The 25,931-nt window shown below is 68.8% G+C and carries 17 protein-coding genes; 11 read left to right on the top strand and 6 right to left on the bottom strand.

Annotated elements, in window-relative coordinates; genetic code table 11:
• Positions 1-10: 10 nt before the first annotated feature.
• Positions 11-700: an SOS response-associated peptidase family protein gene (locus tag LO55_RS16700; RefSeq protein ID WP_071362325.1), complete on the bottom strand. Its 690-nt coding sequence runs from the start codon at positions 698-700 to the stop codon at positions 11-13.
• 109 nt (positions 701-809) lie between these two features.
• Between LO55_RS16700 and LO55_RS16695 the strand changes: the two genes are divergently transcribed.
• Entirely contained in the window at positions 810-4,001 is a 3,192-nt protein-coding gene (locus LO55_RS16695) for a PAS domain S-box protein (RefSeq protein WP_071362324.1), read from the top strand.
• A gap of 11 nt (positions 4,002-4,012) precedes the next feature.
• Here LO55_RS16695 and LO55_RS16690 read toward each other — a convergent pair whose 3' ends face one another.
• The 4 genes from LO55_RS16690 to LO55_RS16675 are packed head-to-tail and all read right to left on the bottom strand — an operon-like array spanning position 4,013 to position 8,638.
• A complete protein-coding gene (locus tag LO55_RS16690) occupies positions 4,013-5,599 on the bottom strand; it encodes a chemotaxis protein CheW (RefSeq protein ID WP_083415379.1) in 1,587 nt (528 codons plus the stop codon).
• Complete coding sequence (locus LO55_RS16685; RefSeq protein ID WP_071362323.1) at positions 5,596-6,102, bottom strand: chemotaxis protein CheD; 507 nt, start codon at positions 6,100-6,102, stop codon at positions 5,596-5,598. Before LO55_RS16685 ends, LO55_RS16690 begins: the two co-directional genes overlap by 4 nt.
• Positions 6,103-6,109: 7 nt before the next feature.
• On the bottom strand, positions 6,110-6,931 hold the full coding sequence (locus tag LO55_RS16680; protein WP_071362322.1) for a CheR family methyltransferase: 822 nt from the start codon (positions 6,929-6,931) through the stop codon (positions 6,110-6,112).
• A gap of 9 nt (positions 6,932-6,940) precedes the next feature.
• Positions 6,941-8,638 carry a methyl-accepting chemotaxis protein gene (locus LO55_RS16675; protein ID WP_083415378.1) on the bottom strand — a complete coding sequence of 566 codons (1,698 nt, stop codon included), beginning with the start codon at positions 8,636-8,638 and terminating at the stop codon, positions 6,941-6,943.
• Between the two features lie 359 nt (positions 8,639-8,997).
• Here LO55_RS16675 and LO55_RS16670 point away from each other — a divergent pair, with 359 nt between their 5' ends.
• The 10 genes from LO55_RS16670 to LO55_RS16625 all read left to right on the top strand — a co-directional run bounded on the left by LO55_RS16670 (position 8,998) and on the right by LO55_RS16625 (position 23,296).
• On the top strand, positions 8,998-9,504 hold the full coding sequence (locus tag LO55_RS16670; protein WP_071362320.1) for a hypothetical protein: 507 nt from the start codon (positions 8,998-9,000) through the stop codon (positions 9,502-9,504).
• Positions 9,505-9,636: 132 nt separating this feature from the next.
• Positions 9,637-10,953, top strand: a complete 1,317-nt coding sequence (locus tag LO55_RS16665) for a DUF11 domain-containing protein (RefSeq protein ID WP_071362319.1) — start codon at positions 9,637-9,639, stop codon at positions 10,951-10,953.
• 72 nt (positions 10,954-11,025) lie between these two features.
• Positions 11,026-15,882, top strand: coding sequence for an SdrD B-like domain-containing protein (locus LO55_RS16660; protein ID WP_071362318.1), 4,857 nt, complete (start codon positions 11,026-11,028; stop codon positions 15,880-15,882).
• Between the two features lie 19 nt (positions 15,883-15,901).
• Positions 15,902-17,572: a CLIPPER-2 domain-containing protein gene (locus tag LO55_RS16655; RefSeq protein WP_071362317.1), complete on the top strand. Its 1,671-nt coding sequence runs from the start codon at positions 15,902-15,904 to the stop codon at positions 17,570-17,572.
• 242 nt (positions 17,573-17,814) lie between these two features.
• On the top strand, positions 17,815-18,474 hold the full coding sequence (locus tag LO55_RS16650; RefSeq protein WP_071362316.1) for a response regulator: 660 nt from the start codon (positions 17,815-17,817) through the stop codon (positions 18,472-18,474).
• Between the two features lie 15 nt (positions 18,475-18,489).
• Positions 18,490-20,082: a sensor histidine kinase gene (locus LO55_RS16645; RefSeq protein ID WP_071362315.1), complete on the top strand. Its 1,593-nt coding sequence runs from the start codon at positions 18,490-18,492 to the stop codon at positions 20,080-20,082.
• A 118-nt stretch (positions 20,083-20,200) separates the two neighbouring features.
• Positions 20,201-20,893, top strand: coding sequence for a response regulator (locus tag LO55_RS16640; RefSeq protein WP_071362314.1), 693 nt, complete (start codon positions 20,201-20,203; stop codon positions 20,891-20,893).
• A 34-nt stretch (positions 20,894-20,927) separates the two neighbouring features.
• A complete protein-coding gene (locus tag LO55_RS16635) occupies positions 20,928-22,502 on the top strand; it encodes a sensor histidine kinase (RefSeq protein WP_071362313.1) in 1,575 nt (524 codons plus the stop codon).
• Positions 22,502-22,867: a response regulator transcription factor gene (locus LO55_RS16630; protein ID WP_071362312.1), complete on the top strand. Its 366-nt coding sequence runs from the start codon at positions 22,502-22,504 to the stop codon at positions 22,865-22,867. The genes LO55_RS16635 and LO55_RS16630 overlap by 1 nt, the downstream gene beginning before the upstream one ends.
• 66 nt (positions 22,868-22,933) lie before the next feature.
• Entirely contained in the window at positions 22,934-23,296 is a 363-nt protein-coding gene (locus LO55_RS16625) for a VOC family protein (protein ID WP_071362311.1), read from the top strand.
• Between the two features lie 8 nt (positions 23,297-23,304).
• On the opposite strand, the gene LO55_RS16620 is transcribed toward LO55_RS16625, so the two are convergent.
• Positions 23,305-25,557, bottom strand: a complete 2,253-nt coding sequence (locus tag LO55_RS16620) for a sensor histidine kinase (protein ID WP_229410163.1) — start codon at positions 25,555-25,557, stop codon at positions 23,305-23,307.
• Between the last annotated feature and the right edge of the window lie 374 nt (positions 25,558-25,931).

The following is a 25,931-nucleotide window of genomic DNA, read 5'->3' as shown; positions in this document are numbered from 1 at the left end:
TAGCGCGAGGCTAGAACAGCTCCAGGTTCGGCGAGGGCGGCGGCGCCGCGCGCTTCGGCGCCAGCGGCGCCGGCCACGCCTTCATGGCCTCGGCCGGGTAATGGCGCAGGAAGCTGCGCGCGACGTCGGTGTCGCGGCAGGCCAGCCAGTCCCCCACCTCCTCCTGCGCCAGCAGCACCAGCGAGCGCTTCTCGTCGCCCGGCTTGTGCATGCGCCGCATCAGCGGATGGTCGTCGGCATTGATGGTGATCTGGGTGAAGGCGGTCGACATCTCCCCATCGGCCTCCTGCCATTCGCGCCACAGGCCGGCCACCCAGAACATCGACTCGTCGGCCATGCCGATCGCGGTGCGCTCGGCGCGTCCGCTCTCGTAGCACGGCTCGTAGAACCACAGCATCGGCACCGCGCACAGTTGCAGGCGGCGCCAGGCCGGGGCGAACGAGCGCCGCTCGAGCAGCGATTCGGCGCGCGCATTCATGGTGTCGAAGGGCTTGACCTCGGGCGGGATGTGGCGCCGCGGCACCATGCCATAGCTGGCCACGCAGGCTTCGAGCGGCAAGCCGGGCGCTGCGCGCAGGATCGGCGCCGCGTAATCCTTCCAGGTTTCCTCGGGCCAGTGCCAGTCGCGCGGCAGGATGCTGAAGGCGCCAATGCGGCCGTTGAATTGCTCGGGCGTCGGAGGACGATAATTTACGCACATGAAAAAGACCTGGAAATTGTTGCCTAAAAATAACAGTGCCAGCGAACATGGCGTGCCCCATGATAACTGAAGTGTAAAATGCGTCGTTCACCTTTTAGCAATCGCACCGATGCCGCCAGCCAGCCTTCCCTTCCTGCCCGCCACTGACGAGACTTCGCGACTGATTCTGGCCTTCCCCTGGGACACCACGAGCCTGGGCCCCATCGAAGGCTGGCCGACCGTGCTCAAGACCACGGTGGCCCTGATCATGGCCACCCCGGCGCCGATCGTGACCTTGTGGGGCGAGGACGGCTACATGATCTACAACGACGCCTACCGGGTGTTCGCCGGCGGGCGCCACCCGGTGCTGCTCGGCTCAAAAGTGCGGGAAGGCTGGCCCGAGGTGGCCGACTTCAACGACAACGTGATGAAGGTGGGCCTGGCCGGCGGCACCCTCAGCTACCAGGACCAGGAACTGACCCTGCACCGCAGCGGCCAGCCCGAGCAGGTCTGGATGAATCTCGACTATTCGCCGATCCGCGACCAGGACGGCGCCATCGCCGGCGTGATGTCGGTGGTGGTGGAAACGTCGAGCAAGGTCAAGGCCGAGCGCCATGTGCGCGCCGAGCGCGAGCGCCTGAACACGATGTTCGAGCAGGCGCCCGGCTTCATCTGCCTGCTGGACGGCGCCGAACACCGCTACTCCCTGGCCAACGAAGCCTACCGCGCGCTGACCGGCAACCGCCCCCTGCTCGGCCTGCCGGTGGCGCAGGCGGTGCCGGAACTGGCCGAGCGCGGCATCGTCGAGGTGCTCGACCGCTGCTTCGCCGAAGGCACGACCTTCCGCGCCGAGGGCGTCGAACTCACGCTGCGCAATCCCGGCCTGGACGCGCCGGCGCACTTCTTCATCGACTTCATGCTGCAGCCGCTGCGGGACGCGAACGGCGCGGTGTTCGCCACCTTCGTCGAAGGCAACGACGTCACCGAGCGGGTGAGCGCCGAGCGCGCGCTGCGCGCCAGCGAGGCGCGCTTTCGCACCTTCGCCCAGGCCATGCCCAACCACGTGTGGGCGGCGCGCGAGGACGGCAGCGTCGAATGGATCAACGACCGCGTGCACGAATACGCCGGCGTCGAGCGCGGGGAGCTGCTGGGCCACGGTTCCGATCGACTGGTGCATCCGGACGACGAGGCTCGCTACCGCGCGCTGTGGGCCGCCAGCATGGCCTCCGGCGCCCCGCTCGACGCCGAGATCCGCGTGCGCCGCCACGATGGCGAATACCGCTGGCACCTGGTGCGCGCGCGGCGCGAGCCGGGCGAGGCCGGCGACGGCGCCCTGTGGATCGGCAGCAGCATCGACATCGAGGACCAGAAGCGCGCGAGCGACGCGCTGGCCGCCGTCAACGCCACGCTCGAGGAACGGGTCGAGCGCCGCACGGCCGAGCGCGACCGCATGTGGCGGCTGTCGAAGGACATCATGCTGGTGGCCGACTTGCAGGGGACCCTGTCGGCCGTGAACCCGGCGTTCACGACCATCCTGGGCTGGCTTGAATCCGAGGTGCTCGCTACTCCTCTGCTCGACCTGGTGCACCCGGACGACCGCGAATCCACCACGCGCCAGATCGAGGTGCTGCGCCTGGGCGGCCAGGTATACCGCTTCGAGAACCGCTATCGGCGCAAGAACGGCAGCTGGTGCAACCTGTCCTGGACGGCCTCTCCCGACGACCAGTACATCCACGCGGTGGGCCGCGACATCAGCACCGACCTGGCCCGGATGGAGGCCATGCGGCGCACCGAGGCCGCGCTGCAGCAGGCGCAGAAGATGGAGACCATCGGCAAGCTGACCGGCGGCGTGGCGCACGACTTCAACAACCTGCTGCAGGTCATCGGCGGCAACCTGCAGCTGATCGCGCGCCGCGCCGACGGCCTGCCCGAGATCAAAAAGCGCGTCGAGAACGCCATGAACGGCGTCGAGCGCGGCGCCAAGCTGGCCAGCTCCCTGCTGTCGTTCGCGCGCCGCCAGCCGCTCGAGCCGAAGGCGGTCAAGATCGGTCGGCTGCTGGGCAGCATGGAAGACATGATGCGGCGCGCGCTGGGCGAGGAGATCGACGTCGAGATGGTGATCTCGGGCGGCCTGTGGACCACCGAGGTCGACCCGGCGCAGCTCGAGAACGCGATCCTGAACCTGGCGATCAACGCCCGCGACGCCATGGACGGCGCCGGCCGGCTCACCATCGAGGTCGCCAACGCCGCGCTGGACGCCGCCTACTGCGCCGCGCACCCGGAGGTCGCGCCCGGCCAGTACGTGCTGCTGGCCGTGAGCGACACCGGCAGCGGCATGCCGCAGGAAGTCATCGACCAGGCCTTCGAGCCCTTCTTCTCGACCAAGCCCGAGGGCAAGGGCACGGGCCTGGGGTTGTCGATGGTGTACGGCCTGGTCAAGCAGTCGGGCGGCCACGTCAAGATCTACAGCGAGGTCGGCGAAGGCACCACGGTCAAGATCTACCTGCCACGCTCGCTGCAGGCCGAAGACCATGCCGGCGAGCAGCTGGCGCAGCCGGCCAATGGCGGCCACGAGACCGTGCTGGTGGTCGAGGACGACGAGCAGGTGCGCCTGACCGTGGTCGACATGCTGGCCGACCTGGGCTACCGGGTGCTGCGCGCCGGCGACGCCGCCTCGGCCCTGACCGTGATCGACAGCGGCATCCACATCGACCTGCTGTTCACCGACGTCGTGATGCCGGGCCCCCTGCGCAGCCCGGAGCTGGCGAAGAAGGCGCGCGAGCGCCTGCCGAACGTCGCGGTGCTGTTCACCTCGGGCTATACCGAGAACGCGATCGTGCACGGCGGCCGCCTCGATCCGGGCGTGGAACTGCTCGGCAAGCCCTATACCCGCGACGCCCTGGCGCGCAAGATCCGCCATGTGCTGGCCAACCAGCAGCAGAAGAACGCGGCCCTGCAGCCGGAAACCGGCGCCGCCGCGCCGGCCGGCTCGAAGGCGCGCGTGCTGCTGGTGGAAGACGAGGACGACATCCGCGAGAACACCGCGGAACTGATGCGCATCATGGGATACGAGGTGCTGGAGGCGGCCAGCGCCGAAGCGGCGCTGGCGCTGCTGGAGCGGCGGCCGGACATCGTGCTGACCGACCTGCAGTTGCCGGGCCTGGGAGGCGAGGCGCTGGCGCGCACGGTGCGCCAGACGCTGCCGCGCGCGCGGATCGCCTTCATGAGCGGGGCCAGCCACGCGTCGAGCGTCGCCGACGCGCTGCTGCCCAAGCCCTACGACGCCGGACAGCTGCAGGCGCTGCTGGAAAAGCTGGCCTGATCCGGGCGCGCTCAGGCGCCGCCCAGTTGCCGGCGCAGGGTGGCCAGGAAACGCTCCTTGTCCAGCAAGGTGCGCACATCCTCGCGACCGTCCTCGCCCGGCACTTCCAGCACCTCGGCGGCGTCGCGCCGCATGTCGTCCGGCCCGTTCACGCGCAGCAGCTGCGGCGACGGACGGCGCTGGCTGTCGGGCAGCGACAGGATGGTGTCGACCCGGTCCACCACCAGGCCGAAGCGTTCGCCCTCGTGCTCCAGCACCAGGATGCGGCAGCCGGAGCGGTCGGCCAGCGGCGCCATGCCGTACAGGGTGCGCAGGTCGATCACGCACACCATCTGCTGGCGCACCTGCATCATGCCGTGCACGCAGTCCGGCATGCCCGGCGGACGGGTGACCGGGCCGTCGAAGTCGACGATCTCGCGCACCTGGCCGATGTCGGCCGCCCAGCCGGTCTCCAGCGAGAACGCCAGGTAGACGCGGCGCGCCCCGACCTTCTTCTCGGCCGCGCAGGCGGCGCCCGCCTCTTGCGCATACAGGCGGCGGTGGCCGGCGCAGATCTCGGCCACCTCGGCGTCCGAAAACAGCGCCTCGTGCGCCAGGAACAGGCTGTCGCCCAGCTCCGCGTGCGGCAGGCAGCCGCGGTACATGGCGCCGCGCGCCGTTCCCAGCATCGGGATCGGCAGGATGTCGCTGTCGAAATACGGCCGGATGTCGTCCACCGCGTCGACCAGCAGCCCGAGCTGCTCGCCGCCGATGCGCACCACCAGCACCCGCGCGTCCTCCGGATCGCCCGTCCCTGGCGCGCACTGCAGCAGCGCGCCGAAGTCGACCACGCCGACCGGCGCGCCGCGCAGGTTGAGCCAGCCCTTGCACAGGCGGCCCAGCATCACCGACGGCTGCAGCACGGGCACGCGCATGATTTCCTGGATCGCCTCCATTGCCAGCGCGAAGCGCAGTCCGCCCACGGTGAACGAGATGCACTTGCGTCCTTGCGCCTGGCGCAGGAAGCGCATGCGCCAGGCGTCGCGCGCCACGCTGGCGTGGGCCCGCACCTGCGGCACGTTATCGATGCGCACCAGGCGCGCCGCATCGAGCATCTGGACGATGCGCGCGCCGTCTTCCAGGGTGATCGCGCCCGCGACCACGCCCGGGTTGGCGTCCGGACGCTGCCCGTCGCTCCAGCGCAATCCGGCGCGCTGCTCGGGGCGCACGCGCAGCACTTCGCCGGTGGCGTCGAACACCAGGCCGACCTGGATGTCGTCGACGTCGACGATCGCGACCCGCTGCTCGTTCGACGCGGCAGGCGAGCCCGGATCGAAGATGCGGCCCAGGTTCAGGAGCGGAATCGCGGCGCCGCGCAGCGTGAAGATGCCTTCCAGGCAGCGGGGAGACAGCGGGATCGGCGTGATCCGCTCCGGCATGCCCACCACTTCGCGCACGTGCTCGGCCGGCAGGGCGAATTCCTGGCCCGCCAGGAAGAACGTGCCCACCACTTCCATGCCGGCGGCCTCGCGCAGCACGCGCGCGGCAGCGGCCTGCTGCGCGTCGAGCGCGGCCGCGGCGGCGCGCGCATCGGCATGCATGCCGTCCAGCGCGTTCATGCCGCCACCATCTGTTCGCGCTGGGCGGACTGGATGCGCACCACGCTGAAGGTCTGGCGGTCGCAATCGATCGACAGGCGCCGCCCCTGCGAGCCGCCCACGTCCTGGAAAGCCACCTGCAGGCCGCGCAGCGAGATCTGCGAGCGCGCCGCGGCGATGTTGCGGGTGCCCACCGCGCCGTCGTGGGTGCGCAGGTTCAGCATGCGCGCGCCGCCGGCGATCACCACGTCCACCTCGTCGTACTGCTCGCGGCGCACGCCCAGCGCCGCCAGCAGGCGCGGCACCGCGGCGCTCACGTAGCGCGCGGAGTGCTCGCCCGTCTCGACGCCCTCGGGCAGGAAGCAGTGCGCCAGGCCGCAGCGGCCTTGCTTGCGCCAGATCATGCCGATCCCGACGCAGGAGCCCAGCAGCGCGGTCAGGACTTGCTCGCCGTGGCCGATCTGCATCTGGCCGGACAGGACATGGGCGGTGTGGTCGAAGCGGTGGTTCAGGTGCGTGGTCATGGTGTTTTCAATCCCCGATACGGTAGACGTGGGCCTGCTCGAACACGAAGTCGGTGTCCAGGCGGGTGATGGATTCCTGTTCGCCCAGGACCAGGCGCGCCTCGCGCTGCATGGCGGCGCGGGCGCCGGCCAGCACCCGCTGCTGCCCTTCCGCGTCGAAGTAGATCAGCACGTTGCGCAGCAGGACCAGGTCGAAGCCGGCCGCGCGCGGCGGGCGCTGCAGCAGGTTGTGTTCGGCGAACTCGACGTACTGCGACACCTCGCTCGCGACCCGGAACGCTTCGCCCGCCGGGCGCAGGTACTTGCGGAACAGCTCCGGGTGGTCGCGCTCGAAACGCTCCACGCTGCGCCCGCGGTAGAGGGCGGCGCGCGCCGTGGCCAGGGCGTCGGTCGAGATGTCGGTGGCCAGGATCTCGAAGCGCAGGCCGGGGAAGTTGCGGCGCGCCTCGAGGCAGGTCATGGCCAGCGAATACGCTTCCTCGCCGGTGGCGGCGGCGGCCGACCAGATCCGCAGCGGCGCATTGGTGTTGGAAAACGCCGCGCGCACCGACCATTCGGGCAGGAACTCGCGTTCCAGCCAGCGCCACACGGCCGGGGTGCGGAAGAAGGCGGTGTCGTTGGTGGTCACCGAATTGATGAAGGAGGCCACTTCCTGGCGGTCGTGCGCCAGGCGCGCGATGTAGGCGCCGTAGTTGTCGAGTCCCAGCGCGCGCAGGCGCGGCTGCAGGCGCCCCTCCAGCAGCACGCGCTTGTGGCGGCCCATGGCGATGCCGGTGTGCTGGCGCACCAGGCCGATGATGGTTTCCAGCTTGTCGTCGGACAATTCCATGTTCAATCCTTACACCACGAAGCGGGCCACCGTGGCGTTCAGGTGCCCGGCATGCTCGTTCAAGCCCTCGGTCGAACGCGCGATGCTGTCGCAGGAACCGGCCGAACGCTCGGTTTCCTGGGCGATGTAGGATATCGCGGCGCTGACTTCCTTGGCCGTCAGCGACTGCTCGCTGGCGCTGTCCGAGATCTCGGCGATCGCCAGCGAGGTCTTGCCCACGCCCGTCGTGATGCGGTCGAACGCCTCGCTGGCCTGGCGCGAGATCTCGCTGCCCTGGGCCACGCGGCGCACCGATTCGTTGATCAGCTTCGAGATTTCCTTGGTCGCCTGCGACGAGCGCTCGGCGAGCTTCCTCACTTCGTCGGCCACCACGGAGAAGCCCAGGCCGTGCTCGCCGGCTCTAGCGGCCTCGATCGCGGCATTGAAGGCCAGCATATTGGTCTGGCCGGCGATCTCGCCGATCACTTTCACGATCTCGCCGATGTCTTCCGACGACTGGTTGATCATGGCCATCGCCTCGATCGAGCGGGCGATCGCCCTGGCGCCGATCTCGGCCTCGTCGCGGGTATTCTGGGCCAGCGCATTGGCTTCCTGGGTGCTGCGCGCGATGGTGTCGATCGAGGCGGTCAGGCCGTCGACCGAGGCATTCATCTGCTCCACCGTGGCGCCCAGCGCCTGGGCGCTGGCGGCCACCGTGTTGGAGCGGTCGGCGATCGCGCGCGAAGAGTCGTTGAGCTTGCCGGCCGCCGAGACGGCATCGCCGATCACGGCGCGCAGGTCGCCGATCATCTTCATGACGCCGCGCGCCAGCTGGTCGAGCGGCTCGTCGCCGCTGGTGTCGATCGAACCGGTGAGGTCGCCGCGCGAGGCGCGCGCCACCTGCTCCAGCAGGGCGTCGACCTTCAGGCGCTCGGATTCGGCGCGCGCGACGGCGGCCTGCTCCAGCATCACCTGCTCGGTGATGTCGGTGGCGAACTTCACCACCTTCACCGGCTTGCCGTCGGCGTCGAAGATCGGGTTGTAGGTGGCCTGGATCCACACGGTCTTGCCGTTGTTGCCATGGCGCTTGTAGCGGCCGGCGTCGAATTCGCCGCGATTGAGCTTGCCCCAGAAACGGCGGTAGGCCGCGCTGGCGGCGTATTCGTCGTCGCAGAACACGCGGTGGTGTTCGCCGCGCACGTCTTCCAGCGCGTAGTCGAGCAGGTCGAGGAAGTTGGCGTTGGCGTCGAGCAGGATGCCGTTCATGTCGAATTCGACCACGGCCTGGGCCTTGCCGATCGCGGCCACCAGGCCCGAGGTCTCGGCGGCGCGCAGTTTTTCGGCCGTGACGTCGGTGGCGAACTTGATGATCTTGCACACGCGGCCGCCGGCGTCGCGCACCGGGTTATAGGAAGCATTGATCCAGAACTCGCGCCCGCCCTTGGCGATGCGCTTGTACTCGGCACGGTCGGCCTTGCCGGCGGCCAGGTCCTGCCAGAAGCGGGCATAGACCGGCGAGTCGATCAGGTCGCGCTCGCAGAACATCGCATGGTGACGTCCCGTCAACTCGTCGTCGGAGTAGCCGGTGACGGCCAGGAAGTTGTCGTTGGCGCGCAGAATGTTGCCATTCAGATCGAACTCGACGATGGCTTGGGCGCTGTCGAGCGCCGCGTAGATCGCGCGCAGGTCCTGCAGGTCTTCGGGCGATTCCAGGAAGATCGTTTCCATATATCCAGGGGTAAGTGGGTCAAGACGACGCGAAGCGGCGCCACGAGCATGCATGGAAGCAATCATGCGCCAAAATCCGTAAACAGTAAATCCAGCAAAGTCGAAAGAGTAGAAAACAGGACAAATGTTGTAGTTTCTCAGCAACAACGTTCCCAACCCGACAGTTCTCCCTGCTGTTCCTCGACCAAAAAGCCCGTGTGGCTTGTTCAGGATGTTTCCTCCCAACATTAAAATCTGCAAATACGAAATATTTTTCTTGAGTAATTCGGTAAATTCGATAAAATGCAATCCGCAACTAAACCAGTAAAACCGAAACCATGATGACGCCACCCACCTACCGTTTGACTCAAAGGAATTCCATGACCATTCGTATTCTGAATATCCTGCTGTTCTGGACCATCGTGCTGGCAGGCACCAAAGTATTCGCGGCCGATACCCAGGCCGTCGACGTGCGTTTGCAGGCTTTCCAGGTCGTCCAGGCCCAGGGCGGCGAGAAACTGGTCCCGGCCCTCGAAGCCGAAGTCGGCGACACGATCGAATACCAGATCACCTACCAGAACCAGGGCAAGGCCGTGGCCCAGGCAGTCGCGGCGACCCTGCCGGTCCCCGAAGGCGCGATGAGCTACCTGGCCGGCAGCGCGGCGCCCAGGGCGGTCCAGGCCAGCCTCGACGGCAAGACCTTCGCCCCCCTGCCCCTCACCCGTGAAGTCGTGCGCAAGGGCCTGCGCGTGGTCGAGCGGGTGCCGGCTTCCGAATACCGCTTCCTGCGCTGGAACCTGGGCGACCTCGCGCCCGGCCCAGGCCGTCACCGTCAGCTCGCGCATGAAGGTGATCTCGATCGGCAGCGCACCCAAGTTGGCAAATAAATAAAGGACAGCCGCCCTGACGCCCGAACTCCATCCAAATAGTTGCTATTTTTATAATTTTAAGCCGTTTATCACCGGTTCGTTCGCAGTTCAAACCCGATTCATTTCCCGTCTCACAAGAAGGAAGAAGCCATGAAAACCCGCCTTACCCTCGTCGCCGCCGCCTCCCTGCTGGCAGCCGCCAACGGCGCCAGCGCCGCTCCGACCGCCGCCGGCACCCTGATCACCAACCAGGCCAGCGCCACCTATACCGACTCGACCGGCACCAAGACCGTCCAGTCGAACGTGGTCACCACCACCGTGCAGCAAGTGGCCAGCCTGAACATCAACAACGGCACCGCCAAGAGCGGCGCGGCCGGCACCCAGGTGGTGTTCGCCCACAGCGTGACCAACACCGGTAACGGCCCCGACACCTTCGCCCTGACCCAGACCAACAGCGGCGCCCTGGCCCTGACCGGCGTGGTGTTCTATCTCGACGCCGACGGCAACGGCGCCGCCGACAACGCCACTCCGGTCACCACCACCGGCCAACTGGCCCCGGGCGCGACCTACCGCTTCGTGGCCGTCGCCACCCTGGCGGCGGGTGCGACCACTGGCGCCACCAACACCATGCAGGTCAAGGCCACCAGCGGCTTCAACGGCAGCGTCAGCGCCACCAGCACCGACACCACCACCGTCGGCGCCGGCGCCATCATGGACATCACGGCCAACGCCTATGGCCCGACCGCGCCGGGCAATGGCCAGGGCCCGGAAGCCACGGCCATGGAGACCAAGCTCACCACCGCCGGCGCCATGACCTCGTTCGTCATCTACCTGAACAACACCGGCGGCAGCCCCGACACCTTCACGCTGGCCGCCAGCACCGACGTCAATTTCGGCGGCGCCCCGCTGCCCGCCGGCTGGACCGTCGTGTTCAAGGACGCCAACGGCCAGGTGATCACCAACGCCACCGTCGCCGCCGGCGCCAACGTCAAGGTCACCGCCGAAGTCACCCCGGCCGCCGGCACCGCCCCGGGCACCACCGACATCTGGTTCCGCGCGCAATCGACCACCAACGGCGCCATCTCGGACCGCATCCACGAAGCCGTGACCGTCGTCGCCGGCGAATCGCTGCTGGAACTGGTCAAGACCCAGGCCCTCGACGCCGACTGCAACGGCACCCCGGAAGGCGAATTCACCAAGGACCAGATCACCGCCGCGCCGGGCGCCTGCATCCGCTACCAGATCGTCGCCACCAACAAGGGCCTGACCACCATCAATGCCGTGGTCATCACCGACAACGTGCCGGCCAACACCACCTACCACACCGGCGCCGCCGCCCAGACCCTGCTCGGCTCGATCCTGGCGCCGGTCACGGCGGGCCTGGTCAGCACCGTGTCGGCCACCGGCTTCAACCTGGCCCCGAACGAGTCGAACACGCTGAACTTCGGCGTCAAGATCAACCCGTAAGCCTTCGTTTCAACCAGCAGGCGCGGCGTCTTTCGGACGCCGCTTTTCGAATCCCCTCCCGACTCCCGCGCCATGATCACTCAGCTCCGACAGTTCGTCTTTTTCTGCCTGGCCGCCACCCTGCTGCTGTGCGGCGACGCGGGAGCCGCCATCGTCAACAAGGCCAGCGCCAGCTTCGCCCAGCCGAACGGTATCGCCGGCGCCGTGGAATCGAACACGGTGCGCGCGCAGCGCACCGACACCATCACCTATTTCACCTCGGCCGCCTTCACCACCGTCGCGCGCGCCACCCGCGCCAACGGCCAGCTGTTCGTGCAGATCTCGGCGGCCGACTGCAATGTCGACCCGGCCCGGGCCGAAGACATCAACGTCACCATTTCCTCGAAGAAGAGCGGTGACAGCCAGGCATTCCTGGCCGCCGAGACCGCGGCCGACAGCGGCCTGTTCCGCATTACCCCGATGACCATGGACCGTTCGCAGGACGCGGACGGCCACGACAACGACTCGGGCGACGGCATGCTCGAAGTCATGGCCGACGACGTCCTCACCGCCAGCATCGCCGGCTGCGGCAACGGCACCATCTCGACCGACATCCTGGTCGACCCGATCGGCGTCGTCTACGACAGCGTCAGCAACGAACCGGTCCCGGGCGCCACCGTGACCCTGGTCGACGTCACCGGCGAAGGCAACGGCGGCAACCCGGGCGCGCCGGCGATCGTGTTCGACGTCGACGGCGCCACCCGCATGCCGAGCACGGTCGTCACCGACGGCAACGGCATGTACCACTTCCCGCTGGTCGCCCCAAGCCTGTACCGGCTGAAGGTCGTCGCGCCCAACAACTACGGTTTCCCGTCCAGGACCGCGCCGGGCGAGCTGCCGGGCAACCGCGAGACCAATCTGTACGGCTCCTACGGCGGCGAATTCACCGTCAGCGCCGCCCTCGGCGTGGTCACCATCGACATCCCGCTCGACCCGATCCCGGGCACCCTCTACCTGCAAAAGACCGCTTCGCGCGCCGTGGTCGAAGTCGGCGACGTGCTGGACTACACCGTACGCGTCTTCAATACCGCCGACGACGCCTTGAGCGGCGTGACCGTCATCGACGACCTGCCGGCCGGCTTCAGCTACATGCCGGGCTCGATGCGCCTGGATAACGCGCCGTTCGAGGACAAGTTCACCAACCGTGGCCCGCAACTGGCGATCAATGTGGGCGACGTGCCGCGCCGCTCGAATCGCGTGCTGCGCTACCGCGTGCGCATCGGCGCCGGCGCGCTGCAGGGCGACGGCATCAACCGCGCCCACGCCACCAGCGCCGCGCCCCTGGTCTTCACCAGCACCGTGGCCGCCGCCAGGGTGAAGGTCGAAGCGGGCGTCTTCAGCGACAAGGGCCATATCCTGGGCGCCGTGTTCGCCGACTGCAATGCGAATGGCCTGCGCGATCGTGGCGAGCCGGGCGTGCCCGACGTGCGCATCTGGCTGGAAGACGGCAACTTCGCGCAGACCGATGCCGAAGGCCGCTACAGCTTCGCCGGCGTCACCCCGCGCACCCACGTGGCCAAGGTCGACGCCACCACCCTGCCGGCCGGCAGCCAGCTGGCCATCCTGTCGAACCGCAACGCGGGCGACGCCGGCAGCCGCTTCGTTGACCTCAAGGACGGCGAGCTGGCGCGCGCCGACTTCGCGCTGGATGCCTGCTCCGACGAGCTGCGCGCCGCGATTGCCGGCCGCGCCGAGCGCCTGCGCGCCGAACTGCGGGCCGCCGCCGAACTGACCATGCCGGAAAAGACCGTGACGATCACGAAGATCGAAGACCTCGACCTGGCGAAAATGGACAACAAACTGGCCTTCATCGGCCTGGAAGACGGCGCCGTCCTGCCATACGGCCAGGCGATGGTGCGCATCAAGGGCGCCGCCGGCAACAGCTTCACCCTCACCGTCAACGGCGTGGAAGTCGACGACAGCCACGTGGGCCAGCAAAGCACCGTCGCCGACCGCCAGCTCGACGTGTATGAGTACGTCGGCGTCGCCCTGCGCCCGGGCCGCAACGAGCTCGAAATCGCCCAGAAGGACGCCTTCGGCAACGCCCGCGGCAGCCAGCGCATCGGCGTCGTGGTGCCGGGCAAGCTGGCGCGCCTGCGCATCAAGCCGCAGTCCGAGACCGCCCCGGCCGACGGCCAGCGCCTGGTGCTGGTCAATGTGAGCCTGGAAGACGCCGACGGCGTGCCGGTGGTCGAGCGCACCCCGGTGACCCTGGACGCCAGCGCCGGCCAGTGGGACACGACCGACCTCGACCCGCGCGAGCCCGGGCACCAGGTGTTCATCGAAGGCGGCAGCGCCGAGTTCTCGCTGCGCGCGCCGAAGGAAGCGGGCGAAGCGCGCCTGCTGGCCGCCAGCGGCCTGCTGCAGGCCAAGGGCGCGCTGCGTTTCGTGCCGGACCTGCGTCCGCTGGTCGCGGCGGGCGTGGTCGAAGGCGCCATCAGCCTTAATCGCGTGCGCGGCAACACCGCCAATCCGCTGCGCGACTTCGACGGCTTCGAGGACAAGCTGCGCCACCTGGCCGAACGCAGCAGTGGCAACGTCAGTGGCAACGGCGTGGCCGCCGGCGCCCGCGCCGCCATGTTCGCCAAGGGCCAGGTGGGCAAAGACATCCTGCTCACCATGGCCTACGATTCGGACAAGGAAACCGAGCCGAAGCTGTTCCGCGACATCGATCCGCTGGCCTGGTACCCGACCTATGGCGACGAGGCGCGCCGCGGCTTCGAGGCGCAGTCGACCAGCCGCCTCTACCTGCGAGCCGAGCGCGACCGATCCTACGTGATGTACGGCGACTACGTGCCCCCGGGCGTCACCCCGGCGCGCAACCTGGGCGCCTACAACCGCAACCTGACCGGCCTGCGCACCCATGCGGAAGTCGGCAACCTGACCTTCGATTCCTTCGCCAGCTACGACACCACCCGCCAGATGGTCGAAGAGATCGCCGCCAACGGCACCTCGGGCCCGTTCCTGACCGGCGGCGGCCTGATGGTCATCAACAGCGAGCGCATCGAGATCGTGGTGCGCGACCGCAACCAGACCGGCGTGATGCTGTCGCGCCGCCTGCTGGCGCGCTACGCCGACTACGACATCGAGCCGCTGACCGGCCGCATCCTGCTGCGCGCCCCGGTCGCCAGCCTGGACCAGGACCTGAACCCGGTCAGCCTGCGCATCAGCTACGAAGTCGACCAGGGCCACCCGCGCTTCTGGGTCGGCGGCATTGCCGCCCAGTACAAGATCGGCGAGATGGTCGAAGTCGGCGCCAGCGCCGTGGAAGACCGCAACCCGGCCGACCCGACCCGCCTGGTGAGCGTGAACGCCAGCGTGACCCCGGACGACAAGATGGTCGTGATCGTCGAAGCCGCGCGCATGGAAAAGGCCGACAAGGAAGGCCGCGCCGCCCGCATCGACGCCACCCGCACCGACGGCAAGCTGGAAAGCCGCCTGTTCGCCGGCCGCGCCGACGCCAACTTCGACAACCCGTCGTCGTCGCTGCCGAAGGGCCGCACCGAGGGCGGCGCCACCGTGCGCTACCGCGTCACCGAGCGCGCCAGCGTCGGCCTGGAAGCCCTGCACACCGCCGACCTGGAAACCGAAGCCGAGCGCAATGGCGTCCAGCTGTTCGGGGGCTACACCTTCGACAACGGCGTGCAGGTCGAGCTGGGCGTGCGCCACGCCCGCGAATCGGCCGGCGAGAGCGTGGTGCTGGCCCAGCCGGACCTGACCAGCGTGCGCGCCAAGATCGCGACCCAGATCCCGGGCCTGCCGCAGGCCGGCGTGTTCGTCGAGGGCGAGCAGGACATCCACGACAACGGCCGCCGCATGCTGGCCCTGGGCGGCGACTACCGCTTCGCCGGCGGCAGCCGCGTCTACGGCCGTCATGAACTGATCAGCAGTCTGGGCTCGACCTATGCGCTGAACCAGGGCCAGCAGCGCAGCGCCACCGTGTTCGGCGTCGACAGCGACTACATGCAGGACGGTCGCGTGTTCACCGAATACCGCGCCGGCGGCACTTCCCCGGCCGGCACGCTGCTGGGTGAACGCCAGGCCGAGGCGGCCCTCGGCCTGCGCAACCTGTGGACCCTGGGCGAAGGCGTGCGCGCCAACACCAGCGTCGAGCGCGTCAAAGTGATCTCGGGCGTCAAGGACAACGAGGCGATCGCCGTGACCGGCGCCATCGAGGTGAGCCGCCATCCGACCTGGACCGGCAACGCGCGCCTCGAACTGCGCCACGGCGAAGACAGCGACGGCCTGCTGTCGACCCTGGGCCTGGCCTACAAGATCGACGAGAGCTGGACCTTCCTGGGCAAGAACACCCTGGCCGCGACCCGCTCGAAGGGCGCCGGCACCACGCTGCGCCTGACCGAACTGCTGCAGAGCGGCGTCGCCTACCGCGCCCTGGAATCGATCGGCGTGACCGGCCTGGCCAAGTACGAGTACAAGCTGGAACGCGACGATGGCCCGGCCGACCTCAAGCGCGCCGTGCACGTGGTGTCGGTGAACGCCAACTGGCAGCTGCGCCGCGACACCGTGGTCAGCGCGCGCTACGCGGGCAAGGTCGCGCTGGACCGCTCGAACGGCCTGTCGACCCGCACCATGAGCCACCTGGTAGCCGGCCGCGTGACCCACGAGATCAACGAGGACTGGGACGTCGGCGCCACCGCCCAGGTGTTGCTCGACCGCGACACCCGCGGCCGCCAGTACGCGGCGGGCCTGGAAGCGGGCTACCAGCTGCAAAAGAATATGTGGGTCTCGGCCGGCTACAACTTCATGGGCTTCGCCGAGCGCGACCTGGCCGGCGCCGACGCCACCGCCAAGGGCGCCTACGTGCGGATGCGCATGAAGTTCGATGAAAACACCCTGCAGGGCCTGCTCAACGGCAATCTGCTCAAGTAACAAGAACGAGGATAAAGACATGACTTCGCGATTCCTGAGCGTCACCTGGTTGCGCACCCTGCTGGTGGTCCTGTGCCTGGCGTGCGCCCTGCCGGCGCGCGCCGAGTGCACCGTGACCGGCGCCTGCATCACCGCCGGCCCGCGCCTGGCCAGCGTCGACACCAATAAAAGCGCCCTGCTCGGCCCCCTGCTGGGCGGCCTGCTCGGCACCGGCGTATCGCTGGGTGCGGTCGACTGGAACGCGCTGGCCGGCGGCAACCTGAACCTGCTGAACTTCCTGAAGGTGCTGCAGACGCAGCTGAACCTGTCCAGCCCCTCGCAGGTGCTGGGCGCCAACGTCACGCTGGCCCAGATCGCGACCGCGCTGTCGGTCGAGGCCCAGGCCGAGGCCAAGCCGCAACTGGCGTCCGCCCTGTCCGGCCTGGCCTCGCAGCTGAACGGCGTCGGCGCCACCGTGCGCCTGGGCGACCTGCTCAAGCTCAGCGTCGACACCGGCGCGCTCGGCGCCTCGACCGTCAACGCGCTCGACATGTTCACCGGCCTGATCCAGCTGTACAACCGCCGCAACGTGCTCACCACGCCGGTCCCGGTCGGCATCTCGGGCGGCGTCCTCGGCGCCGCCGGCATCGTCAACAGCCTGCAGCTGTACGCCCAGGTGATCGAGCCGCCGTCGTACGTGTGCGGCCCGACCGGTTCGAGCTTCTACTCGGCCGCGGTGCGCATCAAGCTCAAGCTCGACCTGATCACGCTGGCCCCGGTCACCGACACCCTGGTCGGCCTCGGCCTGCTGCAGAGCGCCTCGATCGCGATCGGCAAGCTCGACGTCTACGTCGACGTCGCGCGCGGCCAGGGCAGCCTGGCGGCCGTCAACGCCGCCAGCAAGGCGGTCACCCTGCAGGTGGCGCCGGGCGTGGCCGACCTGTACATCGGCAAGATCGACGACGGCGTGTTCTTCAGCCGCACCCGCGCCATCCAGGACTCGGACGTCGACTACGGCAGCATCGGCAGCCTGCAGGCCACGCTGGCGCTCGGCCTGGCCGCGGTCAACGTGCCGCTCGAGGTCAAGAGCATCGTGCGCGGCCAGGCGCGGTTCTCGACCAGCGTGACGATGTCGGGCAGCTTCCCGCAGACCCGCACCGTCAGCACCAGCACGGTGTTCGTGACCAATGCCGCCAACAGCCTGGTGAGCAACCTGAAGTTCCGCGACATGCCGGGCCTGGGCCTGCTGCAGGGCGTGGTCCAGCCGCTGGTGGTGACCCTGGTGACCAAGGTCGTGTCGCCGCTGCTGGCGCCGGTCCTCTCCGGCGTGGCCGACCCGCTGCTCAAGCTGCTGGGCATCGGCCTGGGCGAGATGGTGGTGACCGTGGAAGGCATCTGCCAGACCTGCGACGATTTCAAGCTGACCAAGGCGGCCGACAAGTCCGCCGCCCTGCCAGGCAGCACCATCGTCTACACGATCACCTTCCAGAACACCGGCACCACCACGCTCGACAACCTGAAGGTGAGCGACCCGACCCCGGCCTACACTACCTATGTGGACAGCAGCTGCGGCGCGATGCCGGCAGGACTGTCGTGCACGGTGGCGAGCAAGCCGGAAGTCGGCGCCACCGGCAAGGTCGAGTGGGGCGTCAGCGGCACGCTGGCGCCGGGAGCGACCGGCAGCGTCACGGTGTCAGTCAAAGTGCAATAGCGTTCCAATCGTGCTGCATAACATCGCCACCGCAAGTTACAATAAAGAAACGGATTATCGAGTTTCGCTATCGCAAATTGTGAGAATTTGATAGATTGTTGACTTGCCCGTGCGTATTTGTTGCGCATGTCGGCATGCCTGTATGATGCCCGCTTGGCATGCTTGTCCATCCGGCAAGCATGCTCTGCGCGTTGTTGCCGGCCTTGCCGGCGGGGCACTTAACCATATGCACACCTGAATCCATGAAATCGCACAGCAGTCCATCGCCGGGGCAGCCAGATCCCGCTTCCTCGGAAGTTTGTTCGACCAAGGAGGCCGCAAGCCTGCTCGGCGTGTCGCACCGCACCGTGCAATTGTGGGTGGAGGGCGGCGTGCTGCAGGCATGGAAGACGGCGGGCGGCCACCGCCGCATCCTGCTCTCCTCGGTGCACCGGCTGGTGGCCCAGCGCAACCAGGCGGTGACAGGCGGCGCGGCCGCCAGTTCGCCGGCCGCGCCGGCGGCGCCCTCTTCGGCGCGCCGCATCGTGATGGCCGACGACGACGCCACCCTGCTGCGCCTGTACGAGCTGGAAATCTCGGGCTGGGGCCTGGATGCCGAGCTGATCAAGGCGCGCGACGGCTTCGACGCCCTGATCCGCATCGGCGAAGCCAAACCCGACCTGTTGATCAGCGACTTGAACATGCCGGGCATGGATGGTTTCCGCATGGTACGCACGCTACGCGCCGACCCGCGTTATGGCAAGATGGCCATCATCGTCATCAGTGGGCTGGACCGGGCAACGATCGCTTCGATGGGTTTACCGTCCGACATACCGGTGTTCTCCAAACCGGTGCGTTTCCCCGAACTGCGCGCCAAGGTCGAACAGATCCTCGGCACCAGCGAGCGGGCCATGGAGACTTAAACAGGACCAAGAAGAATGCGACACGAGCCGCACAAGACCGTTCGTACCGCCTTACCCGATCCCCAGCCCGACGCCGCGCGCGTGCGGGCCCTGCACGAGCTGCAACTGCTCGACACCCCGCCCGAGGAACGCTTCGACCGCATCACCCGCCTGGCCTGCCGCCTGCTGGGCGTGCCGATCTCGCTGGTCGCCCTGGTCGACGCCGAGCGCCAGTGGTTCAAGTCGCGGGTCGGCATCGAGATTGCCGAAACCTCGCGCGCCGCCTCGTTCTGCACCCACACCATCCAGCACGCCGACGGCCTGGTGATCGAGGATGCCCGGCAAGACCCGCGCTTCGCCGCCAATCCCTTCGTGCTGGGCGAGCCGCGCGTGCGCTTCTATGCCGGCATCCCGCTGGCCGCGCCCGACGGCAGCCGGATCGGCGCCCTGTGCGTGATCGACAGCCAGGCGCGCCAGTTCGACCAGGACCAGATGGCGACCCTGCGCAACCTGGCGGCGATCGCCGGCGACGAGCTGCGCGCGCGCCCGGCCGGACGCCCGGCGCCCGAAGGCTGGGAAAAAGCCCTGGTCGCCCACTTGCCGGACGGCATCCTGATGCTCAACGTCCATGGCGTGATCGTCGCCGCCAACCCGGCCGCCGAAAAGATCTTCGGCGCCAGCGGCGCCATGCTGGCCGGCCGCCCGCTGGCCGAACTGCTCGACGAAGACCTGGTGAGCCGGCGTCGCGCCGGCCTGCTGGTCGAGGGCGCCCCCTACGAGACCGAGGCCAGGCGCCTGGACGGCAGCCGCTTCCCGGTCGAGTTCTCGTATTGCCGCATGGCCTGGGCCGCGCGGCCGAAATTCGCCGTCACGGTGCGCGACATCACCCAGCGCCGCGACCAGGAAGAACGCGCGCGCGCCACCGACGCGCGCCGGCGCCACCACTTCGCCACCGCCACCCATGAGTTGCGCACCCCGATGTCGAGCGTGCCGGGCTTTTCCGAGCTGCTGCTCAAGCGCGACTTCGACGCCGCCACCCAGCGCGAGCTGGTCGAGATCATCCACCGCGAGTCGGCGCGCCTGGTCGACCTGGTCAACCAGCTGCTCGACCTGGCGCGCATCGAGGCCGGCGGCGCCGCCGAGCTCAAGCTCGCCGCGGTCGCGCTGCCGGCGCTGGTGGAGCAGACCCTGGCCAGCCTGGAAGGCCTGGGCCAGGCGCATCGCGTGCGCACCGACCTCGCGCCCGACCTGCCGCCGCTGGCGGCCGACGCGCAAAAGATGCAGCAGGCGCTGACCAATATCGTCAGCAACAGCATCAAGTATTCCGCGCCCGCCACCCCGATCGCGATCGGGGCCTGGCTGGAACGGCGCGAAGGGCGGTCCATGGTCGCGATCCGGGTGCGCGACCGGGGCCTGGGCATGACGCCCCAGCAGCAGGCCCAGGTGTTCGATGCCTTCTACCGGGTCGATCGCGAGTCCGGCGTGCCGGGCAGCGGGCTGGGCATGACCATCCTCAAGGAAATCGTCGACCTGCATGGCGGCCAGATCGTGCTCGAATCGCAGTTCGGCGTCGGCACCGAAGTCACATTGTACCTGCCTCCCGTCCTCACCGAAGAAGGAGCTGGCTGAGGCGGTTGTACCGCCCGCGCCACACCTGCCCCGTCCTCGCTCGGTTTGCTCAGCGGTAATTCGACCGGCCCGCGCTTTGTTCTTGACAGGCAAATGTGAAACGGTAAAATCAGTAAATATGAAAACCGCCGATCAACGAGTTACCGAAGGACGTTCATTCGACCGGGCCGCCTACTGCACCACCAGGCAGGCCGCCGAGCGGATCGGCGTATCGCACCGCACGGTGCAGATGTGGGTCGAGAACGGCACCCTGCAGGCCTGGAAGACGGCGGGCGGCCACCGCCGCATCGCGCTCGACTCGGTCGCGCGCCTGCTCGACGAACGGCGGGCCGCCCTGAGCGGCGCGAGCGCCGGACCCCGGCCTGCGCCGCGATCTGCGCCGTGGTCTGCGCCAATTCCGCGTCCGATCGTGCTGGACGGCGCATCCGGCGGCGCCGTGCGCAGCGTCCTGATCGTCGACGACGACGCCATGCTGCTGCGCCTGTATGAGCTGGAGATCTCGACCTGGGGCCTGGGCCTCGCGGTGCGCAAGGCCAGCAACGGCATCGAGGCGCTGGTGCGGATCGGCGAAGCGCGACCCGACGTGCTGGTGAGCGACCTGCACATGCCGGGCCTGGACGGCTTCGGCATGATCCGCTCCCTGCGCGGCAATCCAGCCACCGCGAGCCTGCCGCTGGTGGTCATCAGCGGCATGGACAAGCCGGCGGTGCTGGCCCGGGGCCTGCCCGAGGACGTCGCATTCCTGACCAAGCCGGCCCCGCTCGCGGCCCTGCGCGCCGCGGTCACCGCGCGGCTGCCGGCGACACCCTGAACCCGACCGCAGCCGCCACCGCACGCGCAAAAAAATGAACGAGACGCCCCACCTTCCCGCTTCCCTGCCCGCCGACGAGGCGCGCCGCCTGCAGGTCTTGATCGACCTGGACCTGCTCGACTCGCCGCCCGACGAGCGCTTCGACCGCATCACGCGGCTGGCCGCGCGCCTGTTCGGCGTGCCGACCGCGCTGGTCAGCCTGATCGACGCCGAGCGCCAGTGGTTCAAGTCGCGCGTCGGCATGGCGCTGGAGCAGACCCCGCGCGCGGCCTCGTTCTGCGCCCACGCCATCCTGCAGGACGACGTGATGGTGGTGGCCGATGCCTGCAAGGACGCGCGCTTCGCCGACAGCCCGCTGGTGCGTGGAGAGAGCGCGGTGCGCTTCTATGCCGGCTCGCCGATCGACATCGGCGACGGCACCCGCATCGGCACCCTGTGCATCATCGACCGCGTGCCGCGCGCATTCGGCCCCGACGAACGCACGCTGCTGCGCGACCTGGCGGGCATCGTCGCCAACGAAGTCGCCGCCCTCGAACTGAAGGCCGCGACCGAGCGCGAACGGCGCAATGCCCAGACCGTGCGCGCCCTGCTCGAACACCTGCCGGACGGCGTGCTGCTGTTCGACGCGGCCGGCGCGATCCAGTCGTGCAACCCGGCCGCCGAACGCATGTTCGGCGCGCCTTGCCAGGTGCTGGCCGGGGTGCCGCCCAGCACCCTGATCGGCATCCAGCCCAAACCGGTGGCGCGGCATGAAGGCAATGGCCGGCGCCCGGACGGCAGCATCTTCGCGGCCGAGGTCTCGATCGCCGAGATGACGCTCGACGGCCAGGGTTACCTGGTCGCCACGGTGCGCGACGTCGCCTGGCACCGCGCCGAGCAGGAGCGCGTGCGCGCGGCCAACCGGCGCCGCTACGAGTACTTCCGCACCGCCAGCCACGAGCTGCGCACGCCGATGGCCAGCATCCTGGGCTTTTCGGAACTGCTGCTCAAGCGCGACTTCGACGCCGCCACCGGCCGCGAACTGATCGACATCATCCACCGCCAGGCCACGCGCCTGATCGGCCTGGTCAACCAGATGCTCGACCTGGCGCGCATCGATTCGGGCGGCTCGGACCAGATGCACCCGGCGCCGCTCGACCTGGCGCAGGTGGTGGAGCAGGTCAAAGCCGGGATCGAGGACGCGGCGCAGGCCGGCCGCATCGTCCTGCGGGCGGCGCCGGGCCTGGCGCCGATCGTGGCCGACCCGCAGCGCGTGCAGCAGGCGCTGGCCAATATCGTGGCCAATGCCCTGGCCTATTCGGCGCCCGACAGCCAGGTCGAGATCGGCATCGGGCCCCAAGCGCGCGACGGCCGCCCGGGCGCCGCCGTGACCGTCAGCGACCGCGGCGTCGGCATGACGCCTGAACAGCGAACCCAGGTGTACGACGCCTTCTGGCGCGCCGGCGCCCTGCCCGACGTGCCGGGCAACGGCCTCGGCATGACCATCGTGCGCGAGATCGTGGCCGTCCACTGCGGCCTGGTGGAAATCGCCTCGAACCCGGGGGACGGCACCCGGGTGACCGTCTGGCTGCCGCGGGACGGCGTGCCCGCCGACCCGGAGGGCACTTGATGACGCGCCGCATCCTCGTCGTCGACGACCAGCCCGACCTGCGCCTGTTGATCCGCCTGACGCTGCGCGCGCTGGGCGAGGTGAGCCAGGCGTCCAGCGCCGAGGCCGCGCTGGCCGAGCTGGCGCGCTGCGTGCCCGACCTCCTGATCCTGGACGTCTGGCTGGGCGAAGGCATCAGCGGCCTGCAACTGTGCCGCAAGCTGAAGGACGCGCCTGCGACCGCCGGCATGAAGATCATGCTGCTGTCGGCCTGCGGCCAGCAGAGCGACGTGGCGGCCGGGCTGGCCGCGGGGGCGGACTACTACATGGTCAAGCCCTTCAGTCCGGAGGCGCTGGTGGACGCTGCCGCCGGCCTGCTCGCGTAGGGTCGACGGCTTCGCCGCCGACCCTACGGTAAGATGACGGCTCCACTACTTTCAGGGAGACGCATCGTGGGCACCCAAGGCAACCACCATCAGATCGACAACATCGAATTCAACGTCGCCGACATCGCGCGCAGCAAGGCCTTCTATGGCGCGGTGTTCGGCTGGTCCTTCGTCGACTATGGCCCCGGCTATGCCGAGTTCCGCGACGGCCGCCTGGCCGGCGGCTTCACGACCGACGGGCCGGTGCGCGCGGGCGGCCCGCTGGTGATCCTGTACTCGAACGACCTGGAAGCGACCCAACGCCGGGTCGTCGACGCCGGCGCCCGCATCAGCAAGGACACCTTCTCGTTCCCCGGCGGACGGCGCTTCCATTTCATCGATCCGGACGGCTACGAACTGGCCGTGTGGACGGCCGACGCCGGCGCCTGACACGGCCTTCAGGCCGCGAGCGCGCGCTCCGACGCCCTCGAGGGCAGGTCGACGTGGAAGCAGGTGCCGCCGCCCGCGCGGTCCTCGAACGACAGTTCGCCGCCATGCTCGACCATGATCTGGCGGCTGATCGCCAACCCGAGCCCTGAACTGGTCTTGCGGTCCGAGCCCGGATCGGCCTGGGCGAAACGCTGGAAGATGCGCGCGCGAAATGCCGGCGGGATGCCCGGCCCGCGATCGGCCACGCTGATGCGCAGGCCGCGGCTGCTGCGCGCCAGCGTGACCTCCACCGCGCCCTGGGGCGGCGAATACTTGAGCGCGTTCGACAACAGGTTCATCAGCACCTGGGTGATGCGGTCGCGGTCGACCTCGGCCGGCTGCCGCTCCAGGCCCGCTTCGCAGCGGCTGCGCAGTTCGACCCCGGCATCCTGGGCCTGGACCCGCATCGCGCCGAGCGCGTCTTCCACGATCGGCATCAGGGGCTGGGTCCTGGGCACGGCCGACAGGCGGCCCGATTCGATCTTTTCCACGTCCAGCATATCGCTCACCAGGCGCACCAGGCGTTCGCAGTGGCGGTGCGTGATCTCGACCAGCTCCTGGATCTCGCCGTCGATCGTCCCGGCCGCGCCGCTCTTGAGCAGCGAGAGCGAGGCGCGCATCGAGGTCAGCGGCGTGCGCAGCTCGTGCGAGACGGTGGCCACCAGCTCGTTCTTCATCTGATCGACGCGCTTCCTGAGCGAGACATCGTGCAGGAAGATGCTGAAGAAGCTGCGCTCGCCGATGCCGGCGATGCCGGCCGTCATCTCGATCGCGAATTCCTCGCCCTGGCGCGTGCGCACGATGCGCTCGACGCGCCGGTTCAGGGCGCCGGTGTGGCCGGTGGTGCGGAACTCGACGATGGCGCGCCGCAGCGAGTCATGGTAGCGCTGCGGCAGCACCAGTTCGGCCAGCGGGCGCCCGATCGCCTCGTGGCGGCGCCAGCCGAACATGCGCTCGGCCTGGGTATTCCAGTCGGTGACGACGCCGTCCAGGTCCATGCCGATGAAGGCGTCGTGGGCGGTCTCGATGATGGTGTTGATGTGCTGCGCGTTCTGCTGGACGATGGCCAGGGCGCCCGCCAGCTCGTGGGTGCGCTCGGTCACCCGCTGTTCCAGCGTGCGGTTGAGCTCTTCCATCTCGCGCCCGCGCCGCACCAGGTCGGCCAGCAGCGTGTTCAGCGCGCTCGACAGGCTGCGCACCTCGTCATACGAACGCTCGTCGGGCACCAGGGGCGCCGCCGCGCCGCGCCGGATGCGGTCGGCGTACGCCTGCAGGTTCTTGATCGGATGGGTGATCCAATTCGCCACCAGCGCGCCGGCGATCGAGAACAGCACCGCCAGGCCCACGCCGGTCCACAGCGCATACTGGCCGAGCCGGTGCACCGGCGCATAGGCATTGCCCGCCTCCTGGCGCAGCAGCACGGTCCAGCCCAGGCCGGGATAGTCGGCATAACCGTCGGTCTGGCTGTAGCCGACCAGGTATTCCCTGTCATCGGACCAGCGCTCCAGCACGTAGCCGATGCCGCGCTCGGCGCGCGCGCGGCGCAGGCTGGCGGTGTCGATCGTCGTGCCCTGCAGGCCGGGCGGGCCGAGCAGCACCAGGCCCTTGGTATCGACGATCAGGGCATCCACCTGACGCCCGGCCTGGATCGGCTCGATCACCGAGCGTTCGACGTCGTGCGCCCACTGCCATGACAGGTTGGCCCCCAGCACCGCGCGTGGGCGGCCGTCCGGCGCTTCGACGGGGAAAGCCACGTCGACGAAGCGCTGCGGTTCGCCGCCGACCTGCGGCAACAGCTTGGCCAGCAGCAGCGCCTCGTGCACGTCGCCGATGTGGGTGCCGGCCAGCGCGTTGGTGAACCACGGCCGCGCCGCCACGTTGGCGCCTTCGAGCAATCCGCGCGCGGCCGCTTGCACCCGGCCGTCCACGGTGGCGATCCCCAGCCAGCTGTAATAGCCATAGCTGCGATGGGCGTCGTCGAGCATGCGGCGCTGCGATTCCAGCGTCGCATGCGGCCCCAGGTCGGCGATGCGCCGCGCCAGCAGCTTGACCTCGCGGTAGCGCTCATACATGCCGCGGTCGAGCTTGTCCGCGGCCTGCTGGGCCAGCTCGCCCAGGCCGAAGCCGATGCTTTCGCGCACATGGTCGCGCGCCTGGTTCTGGACCAGGGCGACCAGGATGATGGTGAGGACGGCGCACAGAACCGAGGTTGCGAGCGCCATGTAGCCTGCCAGTCCGCGGGGAAGCAGGGTGCGCGGCAGATTCCGGACAATTGGCATACGCATCAACGAGAACTTGTATGGGATATGTAACCGGTCGATTTTACGTGAATAGTTGCTCTACGAGAACTCGTGACAGGCCCTGTTCAATATCTTCCGTGGCCTGTTCGCCACGGCCGGATCAGTTTATTGACATTCTAGCTTGTCAGAAGTGCTAGCTCACCGGCAACACTGGTTTTGACCCGCAATTTCTTTCGGTAGCAGCCCGGGATTGACCAGGATTTCATGTGTCATCCCGGTGCACGATCGCCGCACCTGCTGCGGGTCGCTGCATGGCCCCGACTTGATCCGGTCGACACCGCTCGCTGGACAATACG

The sequence above is a fragment of the Massilia timonae genome (assembly GCF_001866515.1).
GTDB classification, from domain to species: Bacteria; Pseudomonadota; Gammaproteobacteria; order Burkholderiales; family Burkholderiaceae_D; genus Telluria; species Telluria timonae.
This window is presented reverse-complemented; position numbering and strand designations above follow the sequence as displayed.

What these genes read in the sequence shown, in the direction of transcription:
- LO55_RS16700 (WP_071362325.1), bottom strand. Translation starts at nt 700, where the DNA reads ATGTGCGTAAATTATCGTCCTCCGACGCCCGAGCAATTCAACGGCCGC.
- LO55_RS16645 (WP_071362315.1), top strand. Translation starts at nt 18,490, where the DNA reads ATGCGACACGAGCCGCACAAGACCGTTCGTACCGCCTTACCCGATCCC.
- LO55_RS16620 (WP_229410163.1), bottom strand. Translation starts at nt 25,557, where the DNA reads ATGGCGCTCGCAACCTCGGTTCTGTGCGCCGTCCTCACCATCATCCTG.
- LO55_RS16640 (WP_071362314.1), top strand. Translation starts at nt 20,201, where the DNA reads ATGAAAACCGCCGATCAACGAGTTACCGAAGGACGTTCATTCGACCGG.
- LO55_RS16670 (WP_071362320.1), top strand. Translation starts at nt 8,998, where the DNA reads ATGACCATTCGTATTCTGAATATCCTGCTGTTCTGGACCATCGTGCTG.
- LO55_RS16630 (WP_071362312.1), top strand. Translation starts at nt 22,502, where the DNA reads ATGACGCGCCGCATCCTCGTCGTCGACGACCAGCCCGACCTGCGCCTG.
- LO55_RS16655 (WP_071362317.1), top strand. Translation starts at nt 15,902, where the DNA reads ATGACTTCGCGATTCCTGAGCGTCACCTGGTTGCGCACCCTGCTGGTG.
- LO55_RS16675 (WP_083415378.1), bottom strand. Translation starts at nt 8,638, where the DNA reads ATGGAAACGATCTTCCTGGAATCGCCCGAAGACCTGCAGGACCTGCGC.
- LO55_RS16690 (WP_083415379.1), bottom strand. Translation starts at nt 5,599, where the DNA reads ATGAACGCGCTGGACGGCATGCATGCCGATGCGCGCGCCGCCGCGGCC.
- LO55_RS16695 (WP_071362324.1), top strand. Translation starts at nt 810, where the DNA reads ATGCCGCCAGCCAGCCTTCCCTTCCTGCCCGCCACTGACGAGACTTCG.
- LO55_RS16635 (WP_071362313.1), top strand. Translation starts at nt 20,928, where the DNA reads ATGAACGAGACGCCCCACCTTCCCGCTTCCCTGCCCGCCGACGAGGCG.
- LO55_RS16685 (WP_071362323.1), bottom strand. Translation starts at nt 6,102, where the DNA reads ATGACCACGCACCTGAACCACCGCTTCGACCACACCGCCCATGTCCTG.
- LO55_RS16650 (WP_071362316.1), top strand. Translation starts at nt 17,815, where the DNA reads ATGAAATCGCACAGCAGTCCATCGCCGGGGCAGCCAGATCCCGCTTCC.
- LO55_RS16665 (WP_071362319.1), top strand. Translation starts at nt 9,637, where the DNA reads ATGAAAACCCGCCTTACCCTCGTCGCCGCCGCCTCCCTGCTGGCAGCC.
- LO55_RS16680 (WP_071362322.1), bottom strand. Translation starts at nt 6,931, where the DNA reads ATGGAATTGTCCGACGACAAGCTGGAAACCATCATCGGCCTGGTGCGC.
- LO55_RS16660 (WP_071362318.1), top strand. Translation starts at nt 11,026, where the DNA reads ATGATCACTCAGCTCCGACAGTTCGTCTTTTTCTGCCTGGCCGCCACC.